Raw genomic sequence first — 21,172 nt, forward strand, 5'->3', positions numbered from 1 at the left:
AAGGCTCTCATCTAATAATAGCGACTTTTCTCCAGTTCCTATCATAACGTAGTCTACTTTATAAGTAAATTACATTAAAATTATAGGTTGTCATAAGTAATCTTTATGACCTTATAAATTTTTAATCGTATTTTCCAATTGCTTCAAATGTCTTTTTTCGTGTAATCCGACAAATGGAAACCATTGAATGAGTGGAACTTGTCCAAAGATTGGGTGTTTAAATGATTTGCTTTTGAATACTTCTTTGTTGCTGGATTCGTAAACATCTAATAAGAAGAGTCTTGAATCATGAATTTCTTTTTTCATTTCTTGTTTTGACTTGAATTCATTTGAAGGTTCGGTGTAACCAGGGGCTTCCACTTTTATAAGACGAGATGTCGTAAGTTGAATCGGTTTTTTCCGCGCTTTTGGGCTATCTGGATTTTTTAACTCTCTTGCAATATTCGTACCTATTACTGTTTCCATTCGAACAAGATGTTCGAAAATTTGTTTCGGAGACCAACCTCCACTAGAAGGTGTTTTATTAAACTGTTCATCCGTTAACCCTTCTATCGTTTGAAATAATTTCTTACGAATTTCATTATTTTTTTCTAAAAACATATCTCTCTCTCCTTCTGTTAACTTAAAAACCGTTTCTTTTGTTCAGCAGTTGGCAATATACACGATTCATTCGAATCAACTAATCGATGACGATGTTTTGCAATTACCCGATACAATCCATCTCGTAAAAATCTTGGAAATACAAGACCATGTTTAGCAAATGGAAACGGATTTTTTAAATAAGTGGCTAAAGCTAATACAGCATCAGACTCAACTAACAATTCCTTTCCCTCATAAAACACGATTGAATCAATATTATGAAGTTCTGGGTATTCTTTTTTCATTTCATCAGCTATATCGCTCTGAAGAGGTGCAAAAAACACAACGTCACTTTTTTCATTTTTGAGAACAAATTGGACAGACTGTTGACAAAACCCACAGTTTCCGTCGTAAAACAAAATCGGTGATGGAAGATTCATCGCGATTCTCCTCTTTTCGTTTCTTTTTATCATACGTGAAAAATATGAGAATAAACAATTTTACATGTTCTTAAAACGCTTCTTATGCGACAATAGTTCATGGTAGAAAGGAAGACTTTAAAATGAATGATTTATTATCTAACAAAATCTCACCTTCTCATGATCCATGGGAAGCATATTTGGATGTAGAGAGACATGGAAAACTTACTTTATCCAATATTGAATTTACAACGACTACACTCTGTAATATGCGCTGCGCGCACTGTGCTGTTGGGTACACTTTGCAGCCGAAAGATCCGGTAGCCTTACCTTTTGAGCTTCTTAAGATGCGATTAGATGAGATCCCATATCTACAAACGCTTAGTATTACCGGTGGAGAGCCAATGTTATCTAAAAAATCTGTTATAAATTATGTTTTACCTCTATTAAAATATGCAAGAGAACGCGGAGTACGGACACAGATTAACTCAAATTTAACCCTCGACCCAGAACGATATTTAATGATTGCCCCTTATTTAGATGTCTTACATATTTCTCATAACTGGGGTACCCTTGAAGAGTTTACTGAAACAGGTTTTGTAAACATGAACCGTAAACCAACTATTGAACAACGAGCTAAATTGTTTAATCGCATGATTGAAAACAGCAAAATGCTTTCAGAGCATGGTGTAATGGTTTCAGCAGAAACCATGTTAAATAAAAACACCTTGCCTTATTTAGAGCATATCCACCGTCAAGTAGTGGGTGAAATGCAATGTTCGAGACATGAGATTCACCCTATGTATCCATCAGATTTTGCAAGCAGCTTAACATCTTTAACACTTGAAGAAACGCGACAAGCCATTCATCACTTATTAGATATTCGAGATCCAAAAACATGGATGCTCTTTGGTACATTACCTTTTTATCCTTGTAGTTCTAACGAAGAAGATCAAATTCTTCAAAACAGATTAAAATCCGAGCCGAATGTTTCAGTTCGAAATGATCCTGATGGACGTTCCCGTTTAAACATTAACATTTTCACTGGTGATGTCATTGTGACGGATTTTGGCGATGCTCCAGTTCTAGGTAACTTAAAAGGTGATTCGTTACCCAAGATTTTTGAGCAATGGCTCAAATCACCATTAGCTAAAGAACTCAATTGCCACTGTCCAGCTGTAAAGTGTCTTGGACCAAATGTATTAGTAAAAAATATGTATTATAAAGATCAAACGTTTGTCAGTGGAAGTGTAAAGTAGAAAAGCAGCTGAATCGGCTGCTTTTTTTTATAAATGTTTAAGAGCTTCCCGCTTACTCAAAGGTTTTAATTCTATGGTTGAAACAAAATTCTTTACGAATTCTGGATTCGTTTTCGCATATTCACGCAAAAGCCAACCAATTGATTTTTGTATGAAAAATTCTTTCGAATTGATATGATTCCCAATAATTTCCTCCAGCAATTCCTCATTCGTATCTGCTTTATATTTTAATTGATGCAAAATGGCAGAACGGTTTAACCACATATTCTCTGAGTTAGACCACAGTTTCATAATTTCTTCCCCTTCATGTCTGTTGTTCTTAACAATTGAACCGACAATTGTAGGAGCAATAGAATCAACACTATCCCACCATGATTTTTCGATTATTAATTTTTCAATGAAAGACAAGTCATTAATTTGAAGTGTCTTTATTTTTTTGCTTAGCAACGTTATAGCTGCATATTGAAATTCCCTTTCAGGTAATTGATAAATTGCCCAGATTTCTTCTAATAAAACATCCTCGCTTGGCAATTGATAAGCTGAAAAATATTCTTTTACGATTTCTTTTCGCTCCGGACTTTTTATTCCGAGAAAAGGAAACATGTTTTTCAGATAAGCTTCCATTGGTATTGCTTTATCTTTATTTTTCATTTGATGAAATGAAGCAATATATTGTTCACGATCCCACAGTTTCTTCATATAGTAATTCTCCTTTTTTCCAATAAAAAAAACGGATAGACTAGCTACCCGTTTTACATAAATTCTAAAATATCAAAAGCTAAATTAAAAATAAATAAGGTGTGAAACATGACAAACCATGCAGCCTGCTTGTTTAACTTGTTACTCATTATGTCGTTCATAATAAGTCACTCCTTTTTTAAAATTATAAGCCTAAAATCGTTAATTTGCAAAATATTTTAACAATTATAGTTTATGGATTTCATAGCTTGAACTATGAGTATTTTAAGTACAATTCTTTTTTGTATATTTCTTTTAGGACTGCACATTATAATGAAACCTTTTCATAAGTAACACTTGTATTTTATATGTAAAATAAAATATTTTTTTGAACAAGGTTTGAACATTGTGATTTTAGGTTATTTAATTACTAGCAAGACAAATTACTTATACAGAACAGGAGATGACGAACATGGGATTCATTTTATATCTTATTATTGGTGGGATCATTGGTTGGTTAGCAGGACTTATTTTAGGTAAAGATTTACCAGGCGGAATTATTGGTAACATTATTGCAGGTATTATTGGTGCTTGGATTGGTGGATCATTATTCGGAAGCTTTGGACCAGAAGTATGGGGAATGTCAATTATTCCAGCTTTCATCGGAGCTATCCTATTAGTGTTAATCGTAAGCTTAATCATGCGTGCACTTCGTAAATAATTAGATTTAAAAAGAGTCGATCATTTGATCGACTCTTTTCTTATGAGTTCCCTTCCCCATTTACCTCTCTTTGTTCTTCGTACTTTTTGTAGTAGTACATGACATCTTCTACATACTCATCACTTCTGTTGTACATGAAAACTGCTTTTTCAATTTCCCCATTTGCTGCGCCATTACTAGACAAATAATGAGCGGCACTATACATAGCATCTTCAATTTGATATGGGTCTGCTTTTCCATCTTTATTGGCATCAATTCCGTACCCACCGTATTGTGCAATGATGGTTGGATTGGTTTTTTCGTCTTTAGGAATATTCCCTTTCCCTAGCCCACCGCAACTGGGATGCTGCCATCCAACGAACGTGCAAGGCATAAACTGCATATGACCCTCTGCTCCAACTGGAGATAATAATGGATCCATCGTGGAAAAACGTGTTTCGATTCGGTGATGTGCGGCTAATAAAGTCCAAGGAATTTCATAGGCCTCCGCGGCATCTTTGTAGACTGAAATATATTCTTCAGGAATCTCCATCTCGACTATATTCAAAGGAACTTCTTGAACTGTTTTTGTAAGGGATTGGACAAACGGAATCTCTTGCATTTCTTGCCATAGCAAAATCGCCATCACATAAATGGTAATAGTCACTGGTAATAGGAGAAGAATGATCCACCCTTTAGTTCCTGCAGACATTCCCTTAGTCTTCTTTTTCTTATTCATGAAGTCGCATCCTAGTTTTTCATCAGTTTATCATATTTTCAAAAAGGGTGTCACTTCATGAATTACGTCTGGTCGACCATAATAATAGCCCTGTAAATAATGACATTCCATCTCTTGAAGAATAGATGATTGCTCTAGCGTTTCAACTCCTTCAGCTAATACTTCAAGCTGAAGATTATGTGCTAAAGATACGATAGATTGTACAATGGCTCTTGTTCTCGTTTTATGTAGAGATTGAGTAAAACTTTGATCGATTTTAATTAAATCTAGTGGTAATTCTTCCAAATATTTAAATGAGGAATAGCCTGTACCAAAATCGTCAATTGCAATTTGAAAGCCTGCATCACGTAACTTATTCAACGATTCCATTACAAAGCTTGTGGATTCCATGATGATAGACTCCGTGATTTCGATCATTATTTGATTAGGATTTACTTTTTCATTTATCACAATTTCAAGTAGTCGGTTTACAAATTCTAATTGATAAAACTGTCGAGAAGACACATTTACACTCATAACTATATCTTTGTAACCTTGTTTATTTAGATGCAAGAGTTGTCTGCACGAAGATTGTATGACAAATTCTCCAATTGGAACAATTAATCCTGATTCTTCTGCTATTGGAATAAATTCAGCAGGAGAAATTAATTTCTCTTTGTATTTCCACCTTAATAAAGCTTCGTACCCAATTAACTCTCCACTTAAAGCTGAAATTTGTGGCTGATATACAACAAATAATTCATTATTAGGGATAGCCATTTTTAGACCGTTTTCTAATTCAAAGCGATTTAATGCCTTTGCTGATAAATCATTATGATAATAAACAATGGTTCTCCCTCCTTCTGATTTAGCTTCATGAAGTGCTAATTCAGAAAAACGGATGCAATCGCTTGGTACTTGGGCATCTTCTGGGTAAAAAGAGCATCCTAAACTAAAAGTTAAGCTTACTTTTTGATTGAAAATCACCATCGGTTCTTGTAATTGCATTTGTAGATTTAGTGAATGTTCTTTCACTGTATTTTTATCGATTCCTTTTAATACTAGGATGAATTCGTCTGCTCCCCATCTAGCTAAATATGCAGCATTTTTCTTTGGTGCAATATCTGTCATACGATTCGCCATTTGTCTTAATAATTCATCCCCAAAAAGGTGACCATATTGTTCATTGAACGTTTTAAATCGATCAGCATTGATAAATAACAAACAAAATGTTTGATTTTCTTGTACTAAAAATTCTAATTTACTTTGTAAAGCAATTCGGTTATGTAATTTTGTAAGGGGATCCGTATGTAAAAATGTATGTAACTTCTTTTGAGCTTCATCAATTTCTCCCCAAGAGTATTTTAATAAATAGAGGAGTAAAAAAGATGTGAAGATAATGTAAAACATCCCTTTCATTAAAGAAAAAGATTTAAATTCAGGTACATAATGAAACATAATTGAATCCGAAAATAAAATCCATATCGTTCCAAAAATCGCGTAAATAAAAACGATTCGAAACGCATGAAACTTGTATATAGACTGATAGGTCACGAACCAATTCCTCCTATTTTAAAAACCTATACTAGGTATAAAACCTTCTCTATACAATAGTATCGACATTCAGTAGACTATTCTTAAGGGGGGTGAAGAAAAATGTGGCAGGATTTTAAGAAATTTGCATTAAAAGGGAATGTCATGGATCTAGCAATCGCTGTTGTTATAGGGGCAGCATTCGGGAAAATCATTTCTTCTCTCGTTTCGGATATCATTACTCCATTATTAGGCATCGTATTAGGCGGGATTGATTTCACAAGTATCATTTGGACTGTTGGAAAATCTGAAGTATTGATTGGTAACTTTATCCAGTCTATTTTTGATTTTTTGATTATAGCCTTTGCTATTTTTATGTTTGTAAGATTACTGATGAAATTCCAACGTAAAAAAGAGGATGTTATTGAAGAAGGACCTACCATTGATGCGAAAGAAGCTTTGTTAGTTGAAATTCGTGATTTATTAAAGCAGCAAAAATAGGTTAAAAAAAGAACTGGCTTTTGCCAGTTCTTTTACTTTCCATCTTCAATTAATGCTTTCATATCCGTCACAATTTCCTTAGTAGGAACATCGCTTACACCTGAATAGCTTTTAACCACATAACCTTCTTGATTTACTAAATAAAAACTTGTACCATGAGTAACTTGATTTGTATTAGGATCATCTTGAACGATAACTTTAAAAGAATCTCGCGCAAATTGACTCATATAATCTTGTGCGTATCCAGTTAGTAATTGCCATTTCGATTCATCTGGCACATTATACTTCGATATATAATCTGCTAAGACTTCAGGTGTATCTACTTCTGGATCTACACTAAATGCCACAATTTGATAATCTTCAACATCTTGTGCAATTAATTCTTCTTGCACTTCAGTCATATTCATAGTCATTGGTGGACATACTGTCTCACAATTCGTGAAAATGAAGGTTGCTAGCCATACCTGACCTTTTAATTTATCCAATGATACTTCTTCGCCTCTATGGGAGTCATGTTCAAAAGAGTCAATTTCCCATTCTGTTTCTGCTTTAAAACTATTTGAGTTACAACCAGTTAGTATGATGGCACTAAGAATGGTCCATGTAAGAAATTTAGTAAATCGAGTCATCATTTCGCCCCACTTTCATTCTTTCTCATCTTATCGAATGATTTTTAAGAATACAAGGAGTGAGGTTTCTTCTTTTCTAACGAATTTGTGTCGTAAGCTATTATTTAATTTCGTTAAAAGAATATCGAGCGTGAATTTTTATCATTTACCTTCTATAATGGAAATAGAGATAATTTGAGGTGAAAATAATGGCATTAGATGGTTGGTTTTTATGGTTTATCATATTTTGGGTATTCGTTCTCGGTGGATTATTTGCCATTGGTGGATACTTTATGTTTCGTAAATTCTTAAAGGTTCTTCCAAAAGACGATGGAAAATCGGTTTTGGATTGGGAAGAATACTATGTAGAAAAATCGCTTCATTTATGGGGAGATCAAGCGAAAGCTTTGCTAAATGAGCTCGTAACTCCTGTTCCAGATCTGTTCCGCCCTGTTGCAAAACAGAAGATAGCAGGAAAAGTTGGACAAATTGCTCTTGAAGAAAACGCTAAATCTATTGAACAAGACCACATTATCCGAGGATATATTCAAGCAACTCCAAAGCGTGACCATAAATTTTTACGAAAAAAACTAAAAGAAATGCAAGTGGATATGACGCCTTACGAACATCTATTTGATTGAAAAATAAAAGCCGACCTTCAAAATTAGAAGGTCGGCTTTTATAGTGCTTGATGAAGCTGTGTCTTCTTCAACTTATTGAATTGAAGCAACATAGCAATACGCCAAGGAACAATCATTCCAAATGCTAACAACCAAAACATACCGCTTAATTCACCTATATCAATAGTCGAGCTTAATATCATCTTGGCAATTAAACGAAGAATTAATAAGCCGATTAGGATAAAGATAAAAGCTTTCGATTGTTTTAAATAAATGTCTCCATCTTTTATTTCGAACTTAGAAGTCCAAATGAGAACTGTAGAAAATAGTAATCCTACCCCTACTGCTTCAATTATTTGCATTGGCGGCACTCGAAAATATTCAAAAACAAACATAAGTGCACCTGTAGACATAAAAAGTGGTGGCAAAATAATTTTCTTTGCAGTTGCTGGCTTTTTCGCTGCTTTCATTCGAACTGTCATGACAATAGAACCCATTACAACTGCAATTACGCTAGACCCAATTATGAGCCACTGCGACGGTATTTGTTCAAAAAACATGTTTTTTCTCCTCTATTGCCGTTCATGGATAACAAATTCTTTTGATTTATTTTTCATCAAAGTCCATCGTTACATTATTCATTACCTGTTCTAATTGAACTGGGTGGAATGGCTTTGTAATAAAATCTTTCGCACCATTTTCAAGTGCTTCTTTTAATAGACGTTGTTGGCCAAGCGCAGAAATCATGACAATTTTTGCTTCTGGATATTCAGCCGTAATCGATTTAACTGCTTCAATACCAGACATCACGGGCATGGTAATATCCATTGTCACAATATCAGGTTGCAATTCCCGATATTTTTCCACCGCTATTTTCCCATTCTCCGCTTCACCAACAACTTCAAATTGTAATTCTTTTAGCATATTTCCAATAGTGACGCGCATAAATAACGCATCATCAACAACTAAAACTCTACGCATTCTTATCACTCCAAACTATATATCTATAGTTTACGTGTTAAAAGCCTTGAAAACCACCAAAAAATGGTCCTAATAAAGTAATTAGGTAGGTCATTCCATCAAAGAACAACAAAATCCCTACGGCAATCATTATATATCCACCAATTTTAACGATTTTCATATTGTGTTTTCGAATCCAATTCATACGTGTAATGAAGAAAGAAAGTACAAAGAACGGGATGGCAAAACCAAGTACATAAGAAAGCATGTACCATACGCCAGATCCTGGGTTAGCTGCACCAAGTAAAAATACAGATCCTAGAATAGGTCCAGTACATGGTGTCCAGCCTGCTGCAAACGCCATACCAATTAAAATTGTCCCTAAATAACCAGATGGTCTGTTTTTAAATTGAACTTTCCGATCCTTCATTAAAAATTCGGGTTTGAAAACACCGACAATAATTAATCCAAATATGACAATAAAAATAGCGCCAATTTGTCTAATTAAATCTTGATACTGAATATAAGCAGTATTAACAAAATTAGTGCCAAATCCAAGTGCGATGAAAATAAATGAAAAACCTAGAAGGAAAAATAATGTATGCAAGATTCCGCGTTTTTGTAAAATCCCTCGGTCAGTTTTCAATTCATCTAATGTCATACCCGTAATATATGACAAAAATGCTGGATACAGAGGCAAAGTACAAGGCGATATGAAGCTTAAGAAACCCGCTCCAAATGCTAAAAATAAATTAAGATCGGTACTCATGTAGGTCGCTCCTTTTCATTTCTGTTCATATCGTAACAAATTATACGAGGAAAAACGTCAAAAACGCTTATGACATTTCTTTGTCCAAAAAAACAGGACACCTTTTAGATGTCCTGTTAGCTTTATACTTTTTCTTCAACAATGCCATTTTGTAATAAATACATCTTGTGGTACAAGCCCTTGCTTGCTAATAATTCTTGGTGACTTCCCCGCTCTACGATTTCACCTTGATGGAGAACTAAAATTAATTCTGCATCTTGAATGGTACTTAAACGATGGGCGATTGCGATCGTTGTTCGACCTAGTCTCATTTTTTCCAAACTCGACTGAATGGCAACTTCTGTTTCCGTATCAATATTAGCTGTTGCTTCATCAAGCACTAAAATCTTAGGATCGGTCGCCATTGTACGTGCAAATGCGACGAGTTGACGTTGACCACTAGAAAATGTGGAACCTCTTTCCGTTACTTTTTGTTTGTATCCGTCAGGCAGTGCGTTAATGAAAGTATCTGCTTGAACGAATTCAGCGGCAGCACGTACCTCTTCATCGGTCATGCTTTGTTTATGCAAACGAATATTGCTTTCAATATCCCCAAAGAATAAAAATGGATCTTGCAATACTAATCCCATTTTTTCGCGCATTTCTAATGTTTTAAAGTCTTTTATGGAGTGACCGTCTATTAAAATCTCACCATGTTCGTATTCATAAAAACGCATCAATAAATTGATGATGGAGCTTTTCCCGCTCCCAGTATGACCAACTAGTGCCACGGTTTCTCCTGGTTGAGCTGTAAATGAAATGTTTTTCAAGACATCTGTTTGACCATCATAAGAGAATGTCACATTTTTAAACTCGATTTTACCTGAGTTTATTTGAGCGTTTGTATTGCCTTGTGCAGGCGATAACTCTTCTTCATCTAATAATTTGAAAACACGCGAACCAGCAACAATCGCTTGTTGGAAAATAGAAAGACGTTGCATCACTTGATTAATAGGTTCAAAGAAACGATCAATATACGTAACGAATGCATAGATAACCCCTACTTCAATCGTATTCGTAAATGACGTAATCCCGAAGTAGCTTAGTAACATGATCAAGGCTAATGCATACACCAAATCAATTGCCGGGCGTAGTAATAGACTATCCATTTTTATATTACGTTTGCCAGCTTTCCAATGCTGTTCATTAATATCATTGAATTCATCTTTTAGCCTTGGCTCTTGTCGAAATGCTTGAATCATCGACATTCCTTGTAGAGATTCTGCTAATTTGGCATTTAATTGACTTAAACGTTCACGTAAGTCTTGATAAAATACCGAGCTATACCGACGATACGTGACAATAATGAAAAACAAGATAGGTAACAGTAATAACGTTACAAGTGCCAATTTAACATTCAAGATAAACATGGCAATGTATACGCCAACGACTAAGAATGCACTTTGAACAAATCCTACTAATACGCTGACGAACATATCCTTAATGGCTTCTGTGTCATTCGTTACACGAGACACTATGCTACCTGCTGGAGTTTGATCAAAATAACGCATCCCCAGGTTTTGTACTTTAGTAAAGACATCGATACGCATTTGTTGAATAATTTTTAAGGCAATTTCTTGGAACTTTAGCAATTGAAAATAGCTTATAAAAACATTACTTATTTGAATAAATATATAGGCAGCAGCTAGTCCAACAAGAGGTCCTGTTGGGAAATTTCGAACAGTTAAATAATCGTCAATAAACGTTTTAATGAGTAGTGGACCGAGGACGTCACCTACAACTGTTAATCCTAATAAAAACAAAGCAAAAATAATAACTTTTTTATGTGGCTTTAAATAGGAGATCAGTCTTTTCAATATAATACTTTGATCTTTTCCAGTGAGTTTAGGCTGTTGTTCCATCAAACCTCACCCCCCATTTCCACGAGCGCTTCTAATTGCTGTAGTTGATACATCTCGTAATATCGTCCTTCTTGTTCCATTAGTTCAGCATGAGAGCCTTTTTCGACAATCGTTCCTTCATGCATCACGATAATTTGATGTGCATGTTGAATGGCACTTAATCGATGTGCGGTAATAATCGTCGTTTCATCTGTACGTGTTGCTTTTAAAGATTCTAAAATGGCTTCTTCCGTTTTAGCATCTACAGCTGATAAGGAATCATCTAAAATAAGTAATTCTGGTTTCATCATTAAGGCACGAGCGATGGAAATACGTTGCTTTTGTCCACCTGATAAAGAAACGCCTCTTTCCCCAACGATCGTTTCATAACCATTTGTGAATTTTAAAATATCTTCATGAATATGAGCTAATTTCGCTGCTTCGTATACCTCTTCAATTGGAGCACTTGTATTCGAAAATGCAATATTTCCTGCTACTGTTGTTGAGAATAAGAAATGATCTTGCGGCACATATCCTATCGCTGAACGAAGGCGCTCTTTTTTATAAACATTGATTGAATGGCCGCCATATGTAATTGCCCCATTGTAGCCTTCAAATTCACGTAGTAATAACTTCAAAATAGCTGTTTTTCCAGAACCGGTTTTCCCGACAATTCCAAGTGTCTCTCCGCGTTTAAGGGTAAAGTGGACATCTTTTAATGCTGCTCGATCGTCGTCTGGGAATTTGAATTCTGTGATATTTACGTCTAAGTCACCTTGTGCTTTTTCATCTAAAGCATGTTCTGCGTCATCTATATCGGCTGGTTCTGCTAGTAGCGTACGGATTCGATCGTAAGAAGCACGTCCTCTTTCTACGATATTAAACAACCAACCAAATGCAAGCATCGGCCACACTAATAATCCAAGATATGCCGTGAAGGCGATTAAATCACCTATCGTCATATCACCAGCTACTATAAACCTCGCACCAAAAAAGATAGATAAAAAGAAGGAAATCCCTACAATAGCTGAAATGGTCGGATCAAATAGAGAATCCACCTTAGCAACATGAACATTTTTTTGAACCACATCATCTGATAATTGAACAAAATCTTGAATATCTTCTTTTTCTTGACCAAATGTTTTAATTACTTTGATGCCTGATATACTTTCTTGTGCTTTATCATTTAAATTCGAAAAAGCTTCTTGGGCAAAATGAAAACGACTATGCAACAATTTCCCATAGTAATTTGTTAAATAAGCCATAATAGGCATTGGAATAAGAGCAATGAGTGTCAGTTTCCAGTTGATTGTTATTGCCATTGCAGCAATGACAAACCCACCAGTAGTTAGAGAGTCAACGAGCGTTAGAACGCCCGCTCCAGCAGTTTGTTGAACTGCGGACAAATCATTCGTTGCATGTGCCATTAAATCTCCAACACGACGTTTTTGATAAAACTGTGGTGACATGCGTGTAAAGTGACGAAATAATCTTTCTCTCAATTGGCGTGCGAGCAAGATAGCTGAACCGAAAATCATCATTCGCCAGTAATAGCGGATCACATACATAGCAATAGCTGCCGCTGCTAATACCAAAAGCCATTTGAGTAGCGTTTCTCCTGTAAGAGTATTTAGTCGGATTTCATCAACAACATAGCCAATTATTTTAGGTGGCAGTAGTTGCAAAAACGCAACGACCATCAGCATGAGGATACCGATGATGTACTGTTTCTTTCTCTCTTTAAAAAACCACCCTAATTCTAAAAATACTTTCACGTTCCATTTCCCCCGCTTCTTTTTTGCAGACTAGATTAGTTTAGCAAATGTTCGGAATTTAGAGAAGATAGGAAATAGAAATTATTCGGGTTATGAAATGATTTCTATTTCCTCGGGCATCTCTTCTTTATTCAGCCTTATGCCCACCAATAAGTTTGGCACGTGTACGTGCAGTCCCCGCATCTGTGTAAGACACAGCGCGTAAAAGAGAGGCCGATCCATATTTGCTACGAATCTGATCCATGGCAGCGCCCAATTTTCTGTTGCGCCATTTCTGCACATCAAATAAACTCAGTTGCATGGAATGTTCAGGCTCAAGATTAGATAAGGTAACAGATAAACGTCTGACGGGAAGTTCTTCAAAATGTTCCGCTAGTAATTTCACGCACATATTATAAATCTTCATCGTGTCATTCGTTCCCTCTTCCATTGAACGAGAGCGGTGAAATCCTCCTCCAAATGCGTCCTTACTATAGCCAACTCCGAGATGAACCGTTCGACCAACTTTGCCAGCTTCACGTGCTCTTCTAGCAACATCTTCCGTCATCTCTAAAACCACAGCGAGTATGTCTTCAGGTTTTCTGTAATCACGAAATAATATTTGACCTTTTCCATAACTAACTTGCCCTTCTATAATCGATGAGCCTAAATCGGATAAATCGATTCCCCAAGCATGATGATACAATTGGTTGCCCATAACCCCGAATTTCGACTCCAACTCGGCTAAACTCGAATTGGCTAAATCACCGACAGAAAAAATACCCATTCCGTTGAGGTTTTTCTCCATTCGTGGTCCTATCCCCCACATTTCACGTAACGGTGAAACGGGCCACAGTTTCTTTGGAACATCTTCATAGGTCCATCTTGCAAATCCTGTTTTTTTCGCTTCTATATCAAGTGCTAATTTTGACATCAACATATTGGGTCCCATGCCCATCGCAGATGGTAACTGAAACATATCTAATAAATCATCTTGTATACGTTGAATGGTCTCTTCAATCGGTCCCCACAATCGTTCTGTTCCACTTAAGTCAATAAAGCTTTCGTCTACCGAATACACATGAATCGCTTCTTTCGGTACATATTCACTAAGTAAACGCGTGATTTCCATGGAGACATTTACGAAAAAACCCATTTTAGGTTCAATTATTCGAATAGCTGGATGATCAGGAATTTCAAACAGTCGTGTTCCTGTTTTTACACCAAATTCTTTTTTTAATGGTGGTGACGCAGCAAGTACGACACTTCCTTTCTGTTCTTGATTCCCAATAATCGCAATAGGTGTGTTCATCACATCTAGACCTTCATCCGCTGCCGCACAACTAGCGTAAAAACTACGCATATCTAAACAGACGATTTTTCGATCTGGATATTGCTCATACATGATGTTCTCCTCCTACACAGAACGAATGTTCTTTTTTGAAAGTATACCCCGAACACATGTTCTTAATCAATACATGGATAATATTTCACATCGGAATCAGAATTAAGATTTATCAAATTGACTCATTAAAAAAATTAGGATAATGAAACATGCGTATGATTGCGATTAAAGGAAAAGCTATACAAAAGAGGTGTTTGTGCATATGACAAAATTGGTTCAGTTGATATTAATGATGTGTTTAATTTTCCCAGCCATTGCCTCTGCAGAAGAGATGGCTGAAAGTGTAAAAGTAGCATTTGTTAAGGATGACTACTTGTGGATTCAGTCGAACGGCAAAACCGAAAAAATAACGACTAAAAGAGCTACTTTTACTGATTCCCCCCAATGGTCTTTTGATGGAACAATGCTACTGTATCAAAGAAAAGCAATCGAACCCATTATTAAACAAGCGGGCACTGAAAATGAATTGTGGGTGTATGACGTAAAGACAAAAACACACCGGAAAATATTTTATGATGGTTATAACCCTAAGTGGTCGCCTACTGAAAACATTGTTGCTTTTCAATCTGGAGGTGTATTAAACATCTCTGACTTAAAGAGTTTCTACAATATTGCTTTAGGAGTTAGTAGTTATGAATGGCAGCCAAACGGAAAAGAATTTATTGTATCTTCTAACGCGGACCTAAGACCAGATGGATGGACTCACCCTATCCTATTCACTATTTCAATCGAGGAAGGTTATCAAAATCTCAGCAGCTTGACCAAAAATGTGAAAACGTTATTTGTGATTCCAAAAGAGATTGGTAAAGAAGATGTAAAAATTCCTTCGATTATCGCTAACTCATTTGCGTTTTCACCAAGCAAGAAATGGTTATCTTTTATTGTTTCTCCTACGGCTTCGTGGTCAATGGATAGCAACATGTTATGTATAATTTCTGTTGATGGAAAGGAATTTACCATCATGGACGAAGTAATTCTCTACGAATTCACATCTAAGTGGTCTTTTAAAAAAGATTTGCTTGGTTATATCGCTGGTGGAGGAAGACTTGTTGATGGATTCAAAAATAAGAAACTTAAAGTAGCTGAAATCCCTGGGTACGAGGCATTTAAACTCACACCAGAAAATTATGCTGAAATGGGTTTTACGTGGGTCGATGATAAATCGCTCATTGTTTCAAGGGTCACAGAAAGTGAATGGTCTAACGATCCTGAAAAACGGCCAAACCCTTCATTATATTCGGTTTCATTAAACAATCAAAAGCAAATTCAAATAACCACACCCCCAAAAGATCAAGGTGACTACAATCCGATTTATTTAACAGCAATAAATAAAATCACTTGGGTTAGAACAAACAATCGTATGGCGAGCAAGCAAGATTTATGGAAAGCGGATATAACTGGTGAACACGCAGAAATATGGATTCGAAACGTAGAGTCTTATGCTTTCTTCCCGTCCAATTAAATTTATTATGTAAGTTTATTTTCACTTATATCCGCTAATCTCCCATGCCCTCCTGAATTCCTTTCATAATCTAACTATAAGTTCGAACTGAGAGGAGGGAAAGTCATGGGAGGTTATGGCGGATGTTACAACAATGACAACGGTAATACATTCGTTTTGATTGTTGTATTGTTTATCTTGTTGATTATTGTCGGTGCAACATTTTTATAATAAGCAGCTCATAGGTTAGCCCCTTTCTAGCAACATGAGTAAAAAAATAGAGTGCTTCCCCTGGCGCTCTATTTCTGTTTTATAGGCGAAAAAATCCCACCAGTTAGCACAAACTAACTTAGTGGGACAATCTTTACATCAATTTCTTCGCTTTTTCGATTTGAATTCGAACTTGGTCAAACCCTGTCCCACCTTCAGAATTACGACGTTTTACAGCAGCCATTGGTGAAAGTACGTCGTAAACATCCTCTTCAATTAAGTGGCTTGCATCTACAAGGTCCGAAAGTGGCAAATCAAGTAAATAGATACCTCTTTGAATACATAGAAACACAAGCTTGCCAGTAACTTCATGTGCTTCTCTAAAAGGCATCCCTTTCGTTGCTAAATAATCAGCTAGTTCGGTTGCATTTGAAAAATCTTGATGAACAGCTGTATGCATCTTTTCTGTATGAACAGTCATCGTCCGGACCATTCCTTCAAAAATCTTTAAAGAACCAAGGAGCGTTTGAACCGTATCAAACATTCCCTCTTTGTCTTCTTGCATATCTTTGTTATACGTAAGGGGTAAACCTTTTAACGTAGTCAGCAAGCTAAATAGATTACCATATACGCGACCCGTTTTGCCGCGAATTAATTCGGCCATATCCGGGTTTTTCTTTTGGGGCATGATACTTGACCCAGTTGCAAAAGCATCATCGAGTTCAATGAAGTGGAATTCTTGACTTGACCACAAAATGATTTCTTCCGCGAAACGAGATAAATGCATCATGACTAAAGAAGAGTCACTCAAAAACTCAACAATAAAATCACGATCACTAACTGCGTCCATGCTATTTGCATAAATATCACCGAAATTTAGATTAGCAGCGGCTAACGCCCGGTCAATCGGAAAAGTTGTTCCTGCAAGAGCTCCAGCTCCTAGAGGAGATACATCCACACGTTTTAAAGATTCTCTAAATCGATTTTTATCACGCTCCAGCATCCAAAAATATGCCATCAAATGATGAGCAAATGAGATCGGTTGTGCTCGTTGCAAATGGGTATAACCAGGAGCAATTGTCTCTACATGCTCTTCAGCCTTTAATATGATTGTTTGCTGAAAAATAGAGATGAGTTCAATGATTTCACCGACCCGTTTTTTTAAATATAAATGCATATCAGTAGCCACTTGGTCATTTCTACTACGTCCCGTATGAAGTTTTCCACCAATTGGTCCAATTAAATCAATCAACATTTTCTCCAAATTCAGATGAATATCTTCATTTGTAACGGAATAAATCAATTCGCCCTTTTCAGCCTGCACTTTTAATTGACCAAGACCAGATAGAATAAGCTGAACTTCCTCAGGCGGTAAGATTTTGCAATCACCAAGCATGGACACATGTGCCATACTCCCATCAATATCTTCAATAACGAGTTGTTGATCAAATTCGATAGACGCTCCGAAATCATCTACCCATTGTTCTGCGGATTTTTGAAAACGTCCCCCCCATAATTTTGTCATGAGAGCACCTTCTTTTCTCCTTTATTAACTAAAGCATGGACTTTTGTTGGTAATCCCCATAATTCAATGAATCCAACAGCAGAAGCATGATTAAATTCATCATCTGTTGTATAAGTTGCTAGTTTTTCGTCATAAAGCGAATTAGGTGATTTACGCCCTTCAACAATCGCATGTCCTTTAAATAATTTCACGCGAACAACTCCGTTTACATACACTTGTGTTTCTTGTAAGAATGCTTCTAATGCAGCCTTTAACGGTGAAAACCATAATCCTTCATATATCAGTTCAGTCAATTTCTTTTCAATCACTGGTTTGAAATGTGCTAACTCTTTTACGAGCGTAATATCTTCTAACTCTTTATGTGCGAGCAATAGTGTATGAGCTCCTGGTACTTCATACACTTCACGCGATTTAATTCCCACTAGACGATTTTCAACATGATCAATACGCCCAACTCCATGTTTTCCTGCAACTTCATTTAAGTGTAAGATCAAATCAGAAAATGAATACGGTATCTCATCTAATGCAACTGGAACCCCTTGTTCAAAGGTAATTTCAATAATTTCTGCAACATCAGGAGTATCTTCCAAAGCTACGGTCAATTCGTAAGCATCTGCTGGTGGTGAAGCCCACGGGTCTTCTAATACGCCACACTCATTTGAACGTCCCCAAAGATTTTGGTCAATTGAAAAAGGACTATCTAAGTTTACAGGTATAGGAATGTTATTCATTTTTGCGTAATTAATTTCTTCTTCACGTGACCAGCTCCACTCACGCACTGGCGCAATTACTTCTAACGAAGGGTTCAAGGCGTTAATCGATACTTCAAATCGAACTTGATCATTCCCTTTTCCTGTGCAACCATGAGCAACTGCGTTTGCACCAGTTTGTTCAGCAATTTCAACTAATTTTTTCGAAATCAGCGGACGTGATAAAGCTGAAACTAATGGATATTTTCCTTCATACCATGTATGAGCTTGAAGAGCTAATTTTGCATACTCATTCGCAAATTCATCTTTTGCATCAATCATATAACTTTCTACAGCACCAACTTGAATGGCTTTATTTTTAATAAATTCAAGATCTTTTCCTTCTCCTACGTCTAAACAAACAGCGATAACATCGTATCCTTGTTCTTTTAACCAAGGTATTGCCACAGATGTATCTAGTCCTCCTGAATATGCTAATACAACTTTTTTATTCATATAATTAGTCCTCCAATGTATTTTTATTCATCGTTTATGAATTAATATACATGAATACTAACATGGAATAAAAATGTATACAAGTGTATTATCATGCATTATAAAAAGTTTAACTATTCAAAAAAAGAGTTACCTCAAAGGCAACTCTTACGATTGTAGAAATACATATAATGTTGATTTCCATTGTGGCGGACGCTTTCCGCGGGAGGCCAACAGGATGTTGGTTTCACAGACTTTGCCACACGATGTGGCGTTCTTAGTCTGTGATCCTCTAAAAGCCGCTTCCCTCGCGATGCTCAGTCCAGGGTCTAAAAACTCGTGCTGTTCCCCCTGGAGTCGCCACCTCCATTCCAATCAACTTATGTTGGTGTAAATATGAATATAATAAGGTGCGTTTCCCTCATATCATATACATTTGATTTAATAAATTACACTTATAACATTTAGTAATTATGAATTACAGAATCGTATCTAGTACAAGTAATTGATAGCCTAAGCTATCATGACTTCAATTCAAATAGTAGGCAGTGGTAGGCTATTTCTGAAGACTTCTGCGGAAATAGGAAGCAAGCTAGACCCCACAGACTTAGTTCTCAGAGAGACAGATTAGCTATAAAAGGTGGCGATTCTTCCAAGGAAAGCGAAAGAAAGAGCTGCCTAAAAGGCAACCCTTTCCTTTTCTTATTTTTTATCAAAAAAACTTTTACCAAGTTTCTCAATCGTACCAGGTGCCATGCCGTATATTTTACTTGATACGCCCATATACCAGGGTAAATCTACTTCTCTTCTCGGTCGATCAATTACATTGATAATAGCATTAGCCACTTCATCCACAGACAATAAAAACTTTTTCAATGATGTCTTATAAGTTCCTGTCGCATCTGCAAGATCGATAAACGGTGTATCAATCGGACCAGGATTTATAGTCGTTACATGTATATTGTGTGCTTGGACTTCCATTCGAGTTGCTGTTGCGTACCCAAGAAGTGCATGTTTAGTAGCTGCATAAACAGATGCTTTCGGTGTTGCGACTTTACCTGCTTGTGACGCTACATAAATTAGATGACCCGTTTTTCGAGAAATCATATGAGGCAGTAAGCGACTCGTCAATTTCATAGGAGCCGTCACATTAACACGCATCATTTGTTCAATTTGCTCATCCGTTGTTTCGTGAGCTAACGCAAAAGTTCCAATTCCTGCTGAGAAAACAACAATATCAGGTGATGGACATTGACTAACTATCAAATCGACTGCATCATCCATAAACAAATCAGCTTCTATCGTATGGATACCTTGGTCGTTCAATTTTTGAAGGGCTTCTTTTGAACGACCTGTAGCATACACATCGAATCCTTTTTCTTTCAAATCTTTTGCGACTTGCAAGCCGACCCCACTTGTCGCACCAGTAACTAAAGCGATTCTATGCTTGTGCATAGGTGAAAACTCCGTTCTGATCTCTTGATTCGATGGCAAGTCCTTCAGACAATAAGTAATCCACTTGTCCAATTGTCTCGGATAAAGTCAAACCAAGTTCTTTTTCATAAACCGTTGGGAAAAGCTTTTGTGTAATTTCAAATATGGTAAGTGGTTTGCTTGCAAGCATAGATAATACTTTCATCGCTCGCTCATGTTGTTTCTCTAAGCGATGCGTAATGAGTGCATGTACTTGAAAGACTTCATTGCCATGACCGCTATAAATTTTTTCAACAGGCATCGAAAGGATTTTTTTCAATGATTCATTATACTGTAGCATTGCTTGAGGTCTTCCGGCACTTGGATCAAGTGGTGGTTCGATTAATGGATTAGAAGAGATTTTCTCTAATATATGGTCTCCACCAATCATTTCTTTGTTTTCTGCATGCCAAAACGAAACATGACTTTGTGCATGACCTAGTGTTTCAATGACTGACCAGCCTGGATGACCCGGCAAAGAATCATTTTCTTCAAGTGTGACATCAAGTGGGCGGTTCCCTAAGAATGAAACCGGACGTTTCATCTTTTCAACCCACGAATGATATTTCTCAGGAACCCCTTCTTCAATCAATCTTTCTAAATAAAATTCATCATGATAAGCAAAGAAAGCAGGGTCCCGTGTTAACCAAAGGTCATTGTAAACATGTCCAAATACTTTAGCTTGCGGGAATGCATCAATCCAGCCTGCATGATCAGGATGATGATGAGTTAAAAAGACTTGTTCCACATCATTAAATGAATATCCAGCTTCTTTTATTCCCCGCTCCAAGGCCTCATATGCTTCAGGAGTCTTTGGACCAGCATCTATTAAGGAAAGTGCATCCCCTTTTAATAAATAAGCATTTACATCTCCTACAGCAAATGGCGTAGGTAAAATTAGTTTATGTATCATATGGCATTCTCCTTAAACTGAATCACTATTCACTACATTGTAC

At 36.5% G+C, this 21,172-nt stretch carries 22 protein-coding genes; 6 read left to right on the plus strand and 16 right to left on the minus strand.

The window, feature by feature from the left end; genetic code table 11:
- Nucleotides 1-111: 111 nt before the first annotated feature.
- Nucleotides 112-600, minus strand: coding sequence for a DinB family protein (locus tag ACHUE4_RS03880; RefSeq protein ID WP_394188069.1), 489 nt, complete (start codon nucleotides 598-600; stop codon nucleotides 112-114).
- Nucleotides 601-617: 17 nt separating this feature from the next.
- Nucleotides 618-1,019, minus strand: coding sequence for a thiol-disulfide oxidoreductase DCC family protein (locus tag ACHUE4_RS03885; protein ID WP_394188070.1), 402 nt, complete (start codon nucleotides 1,017-1,019; stop codon nucleotides 618-620).
- 122 nt (nucleotides 1,020-1,141) lie between these two features.
- Here ACHUE4_RS03885 and yfkAB point away from each other — a divergent pair, with 122 nt between their 5' ends.
- Nucleotides 1,142-2,257, plus strand: coding sequence for a radical SAM/CxCxxxxC motif protein YfkAB (gene yfkAB, locus ACHUE4_RS03890; RefSeq protein WP_394188071.1), 1,116 nt, complete (start codon nucleotides 1,142-1,144; stop codon nucleotides 2,255-2,257).
- 27 nt (nucleotides 2,258-2,284) lie between these two features.
- Here yfkAB and ACHUE4_RS03895 read toward each other — a convergent pair whose 3' ends face one another.
- Nucleotides 2,285-2,956 (minus strand): DNA alkylation repair protein, encoded by a 672-nt coding sequence (locus tag ACHUE4_RS03895; protein ID WP_394188072.1) that lies wholly within the window; start codon nucleotides 2,954-2,956, stop codon nucleotides 2,285-2,287.
- Nucleotides 2,957-3,407: 451 nt separating this feature from the next.
- Between ACHUE4_RS03895 and ACHUE4_RS03900 the strand changes: the two genes are divergently transcribed.
- A complete protein-coding gene (locus ACHUE4_RS03900) occupies nucleotides 3,408-3,656 on the plus strand; it encodes a GlsB/YeaQ/YmgE family stress response membrane protein (RefSeq protein ID WP_394188073.1) in 249 nt (82 codons plus the stop codon).
- Between the two features lie 40 nt (nucleotides 3,657-3,696).
- On the opposite strand, the gene ACHUE4_RS03905 is transcribed toward ACHUE4_RS03900, so the two are convergent.
- The gene (locus ACHUE4_RS03905; RefSeq protein WP_394188074.1) at nucleotides 3,697-4,374 is read right to left on the minus strand and encodes a lytic transglycosylase domain-containing protein; all 678 of its coding nucleotides are present in this window, start codon (nucleotides 4,372-4,374) and stop codon (nucleotides 3,697-3,699) included.
- A gap of 30 nt (nucleotides 4,375-4,404) precedes the next feature.
- Nucleotides 4,405-5,907 (minus strand): putative bifunctional diguanylate cyclase/phosphodiesterase, encoded by a 1,503-nt coding sequence (locus ACHUE4_RS03910; protein WP_394188075.1) that lies wholly within the window; start codon nucleotides 5,905-5,907, stop codon nucleotides 4,405-4,407.
- A gap of 102 nt (nucleotides 5,908-6,009) precedes the next feature.
- On the opposite strand from ACHUE4_RS03910, the gene mscL reads away from it, so the two are divergent.
- Nucleotides 6,010-6,387, plus strand: a complete 378-nt coding sequence (mscL, locus tag ACHUE4_RS03915; RefSeq protein WP_394188076.1) for a large conductance mechanosensitive channel protein MscL — start codon at nucleotides 6,010-6,012, stop codon at nucleotides 6,385-6,387.
- Nucleotides 6,388-6,419: 32 nt separating this feature from the next.
- Here mscL and ACHUE4_RS03920 read toward each other — a convergent pair whose 3' ends face one another.
- Entirely contained in the window at nucleotides 6,420-7,016 is a 597-nt protein-coding gene (locus tag ACHUE4_RS03920; RefSeq protein WP_394188077.1) for an SCO family protein, read from the minus strand.
- Between the two features lie 188 nt (nucleotides 7,017-7,204).
- On the opposite strand from ACHUE4_RS03920, the gene ACHUE4_RS03925 reads away from it, so the two are divergent.
- Nucleotides 7,205-7,636 (plus strand): DUF2621 domain-containing protein, encoded by a 432-nt coding sequence (locus ACHUE4_RS03925; protein ID WP_394188078.1) that lies wholly within the window; start codon nucleotides 7,205-7,207, stop codon nucleotides 7,634-7,636.
- A 38-nt stretch (nucleotides 7,637-7,674) separates the two neighbouring features.
- Here the strand turns inward: ACHUE4_RS03925 and ACHUE4_RS03930 are convergent, their stop codons facing one another.
- The 6 genes from ACHUE4_RS03930 to ACHUE4_RS03955 all read right to left on the minus strand — a co-directional run bounded on the left by ACHUE4_RS03930 (nucleotide 7,675) and on the right by ACHUE4_RS03955 (nucleotide 14,383).
- Nucleotides 7,675-8,175, minus strand: a complete 501-nt coding sequence (locus ACHUE4_RS03930; RefSeq protein ID WP_394188079.1) for a CcdC family protein — start codon at nucleotides 8,173-8,175, stop codon at nucleotides 7,675-7,677.
- 46 nt (nucleotides 8,176-8,221) lie between these two features.
- Nucleotides 8,222-8,596 (minus strand): response regulator, encoded by a 375-nt coding sequence (locus tag ACHUE4_RS03935; protein ID WP_394188080.1) that lies wholly within the window; start codon nucleotides 8,594-8,596, stop codon nucleotides 8,222-8,224.
- 37 nt (nucleotides 8,597-8,633) lie between these two features.
- Entirely contained in the window at nucleotides 8,634-9,344 is a 711-nt protein-coding gene (locus ACHUE4_RS03940; RefSeq protein ID WP_394188081.1) for a cytochrome c biogenesis CcdA family protein, read from the minus strand.
- A gap of 122 nt (nucleotides 9,345-9,466) precedes the next feature.
- Nucleotides 9,467-11,245, minus strand: a complete 1,779-nt coding sequence (locus tag ACHUE4_RS03945) for an ABC transporter ATP-binding protein (RefSeq protein WP_394188082.1) — start codon at nucleotides 11,243-11,245, stop codon at nucleotides 9,467-9,469.
- Nucleotides 11,245-12,999, minus strand: a complete 1,755-nt coding sequence (locus ACHUE4_RS03950; RefSeq protein ID WP_394188083.1) for an ABC transporter transmembrane domain-containing protein — start codon at nucleotides 12,997-12,999, stop codon at nucleotides 11,245-11,247. The genes ACHUE4_RS03945 and ACHUE4_RS03950 overlap by 1 nt, the downstream gene beginning before the upstream one ends.
- A 127-nt stretch (nucleotides 13,000-13,126) precedes the next feature.
- A complete protein-coding gene (locus ACHUE4_RS03955; RefSeq protein ID WP_394188084.1) occupies nucleotides 13,127-14,383 on the minus strand; it encodes a Y-family DNA polymerase in 1,257 nt (418 codons plus the stop codon).
- A 202-nt stretch (nucleotides 14,384-14,585) separates the two neighbouring features.
- Here ACHUE4_RS03955 and ACHUE4_RS03960 point away from each other — a divergent pair, with 202 nt between their 5' ends.
- Both ACHUE4_RS03960 and ACHUE4_RS03965 read left to right on the plus strand, forming a co-directional pair.
- On the plus strand, nucleotides 14,586-15,845 hold the full coding sequence (locus ACHUE4_RS03960; RefSeq protein ID WP_394188085.1) for a TolB family protein: 1,260 nt from the start codon (nucleotides 14,586-14,588) through the stop codon (nucleotides 15,843-15,845).
- A 105-nt stretch (nucleotides 15,846-15,950) separates the two neighbouring features.
- A complete protein-coding gene (locus tag ACHUE4_RS03965; protein ID WP_394188086.1) occupies nucleotides 15,951-16,055 on the plus strand; it encodes a YjcZ family sporulation protein in 105 nt (34 codons plus the stop codon).
- 133 nt (nucleotides 16,056-16,188) lie between these two features.
- Here ACHUE4_RS03965 and argH read toward each other — a convergent pair whose 3' ends face one another.
- From argH to ACHUE4_RS03985, 4 genes are all read right to left on the minus strand, one after another.
- Nucleotides 16,189-17,559: an argininosuccinate lyase gene (gene argH / locus ACHUE4_RS03970; protein WP_394188087.1), complete on the minus strand. Its 1,371-nt coding sequence runs from the start codon at nucleotides 17,557-17,559 to the stop codon at nucleotides 16,189-16,191.
- Nucleotides 17,556-18,764, minus strand: coding sequence for an argininosuccinate synthase (locus ACHUE4_RS03975; protein ID WP_394188088.1), 1,209 nt, complete (start codon nucleotides 18,762-18,764; stop codon nucleotides 17,556-17,558). The genes argH and ACHUE4_RS03975 overlap by 4 nt, the downstream gene beginning before the upstream one ends.
- 681 nt (nucleotides 18,765-19,445) lie before the next feature.
- Nucleotides 19,446-20,198: an SDR family NAD(P)-dependent oxidoreductase gene (locus ACHUE4_RS03980; RefSeq protein ID WP_394188089.1), complete on the minus strand. Its 753-nt coding sequence runs from the start codon at nucleotides 20,196-20,198 to the stop codon at nucleotides 19,446-19,448.
- On the minus strand, nucleotides 20,185-21,129 hold the full coding sequence (locus tag ACHUE4_RS03985; RefSeq protein WP_394188090.1) for an MBL fold metallo-hydrolase: 945 nt from the start codon (nucleotides 21,127-21,129) through the stop codon (nucleotides 20,185-20,187). Before ACHUE4_RS03985 ends, ACHUE4_RS03980 begins: the two co-directional genes overlap by 14 nt.
- Nucleotides 21,130-21,172 lie beyond the last annotated feature (43 nt).

Origin of the sequence: Paenisporosarcina quisquiliarum (assembly GCF_043641925.1) — a bacterium.
Classification (GTDB): Bacteria; Bacillota; Bacilli; order Bacillales_A; family Planococcaceae; genus Paenisporosarcina; species Paenisporosarcina quisquiliarum_A.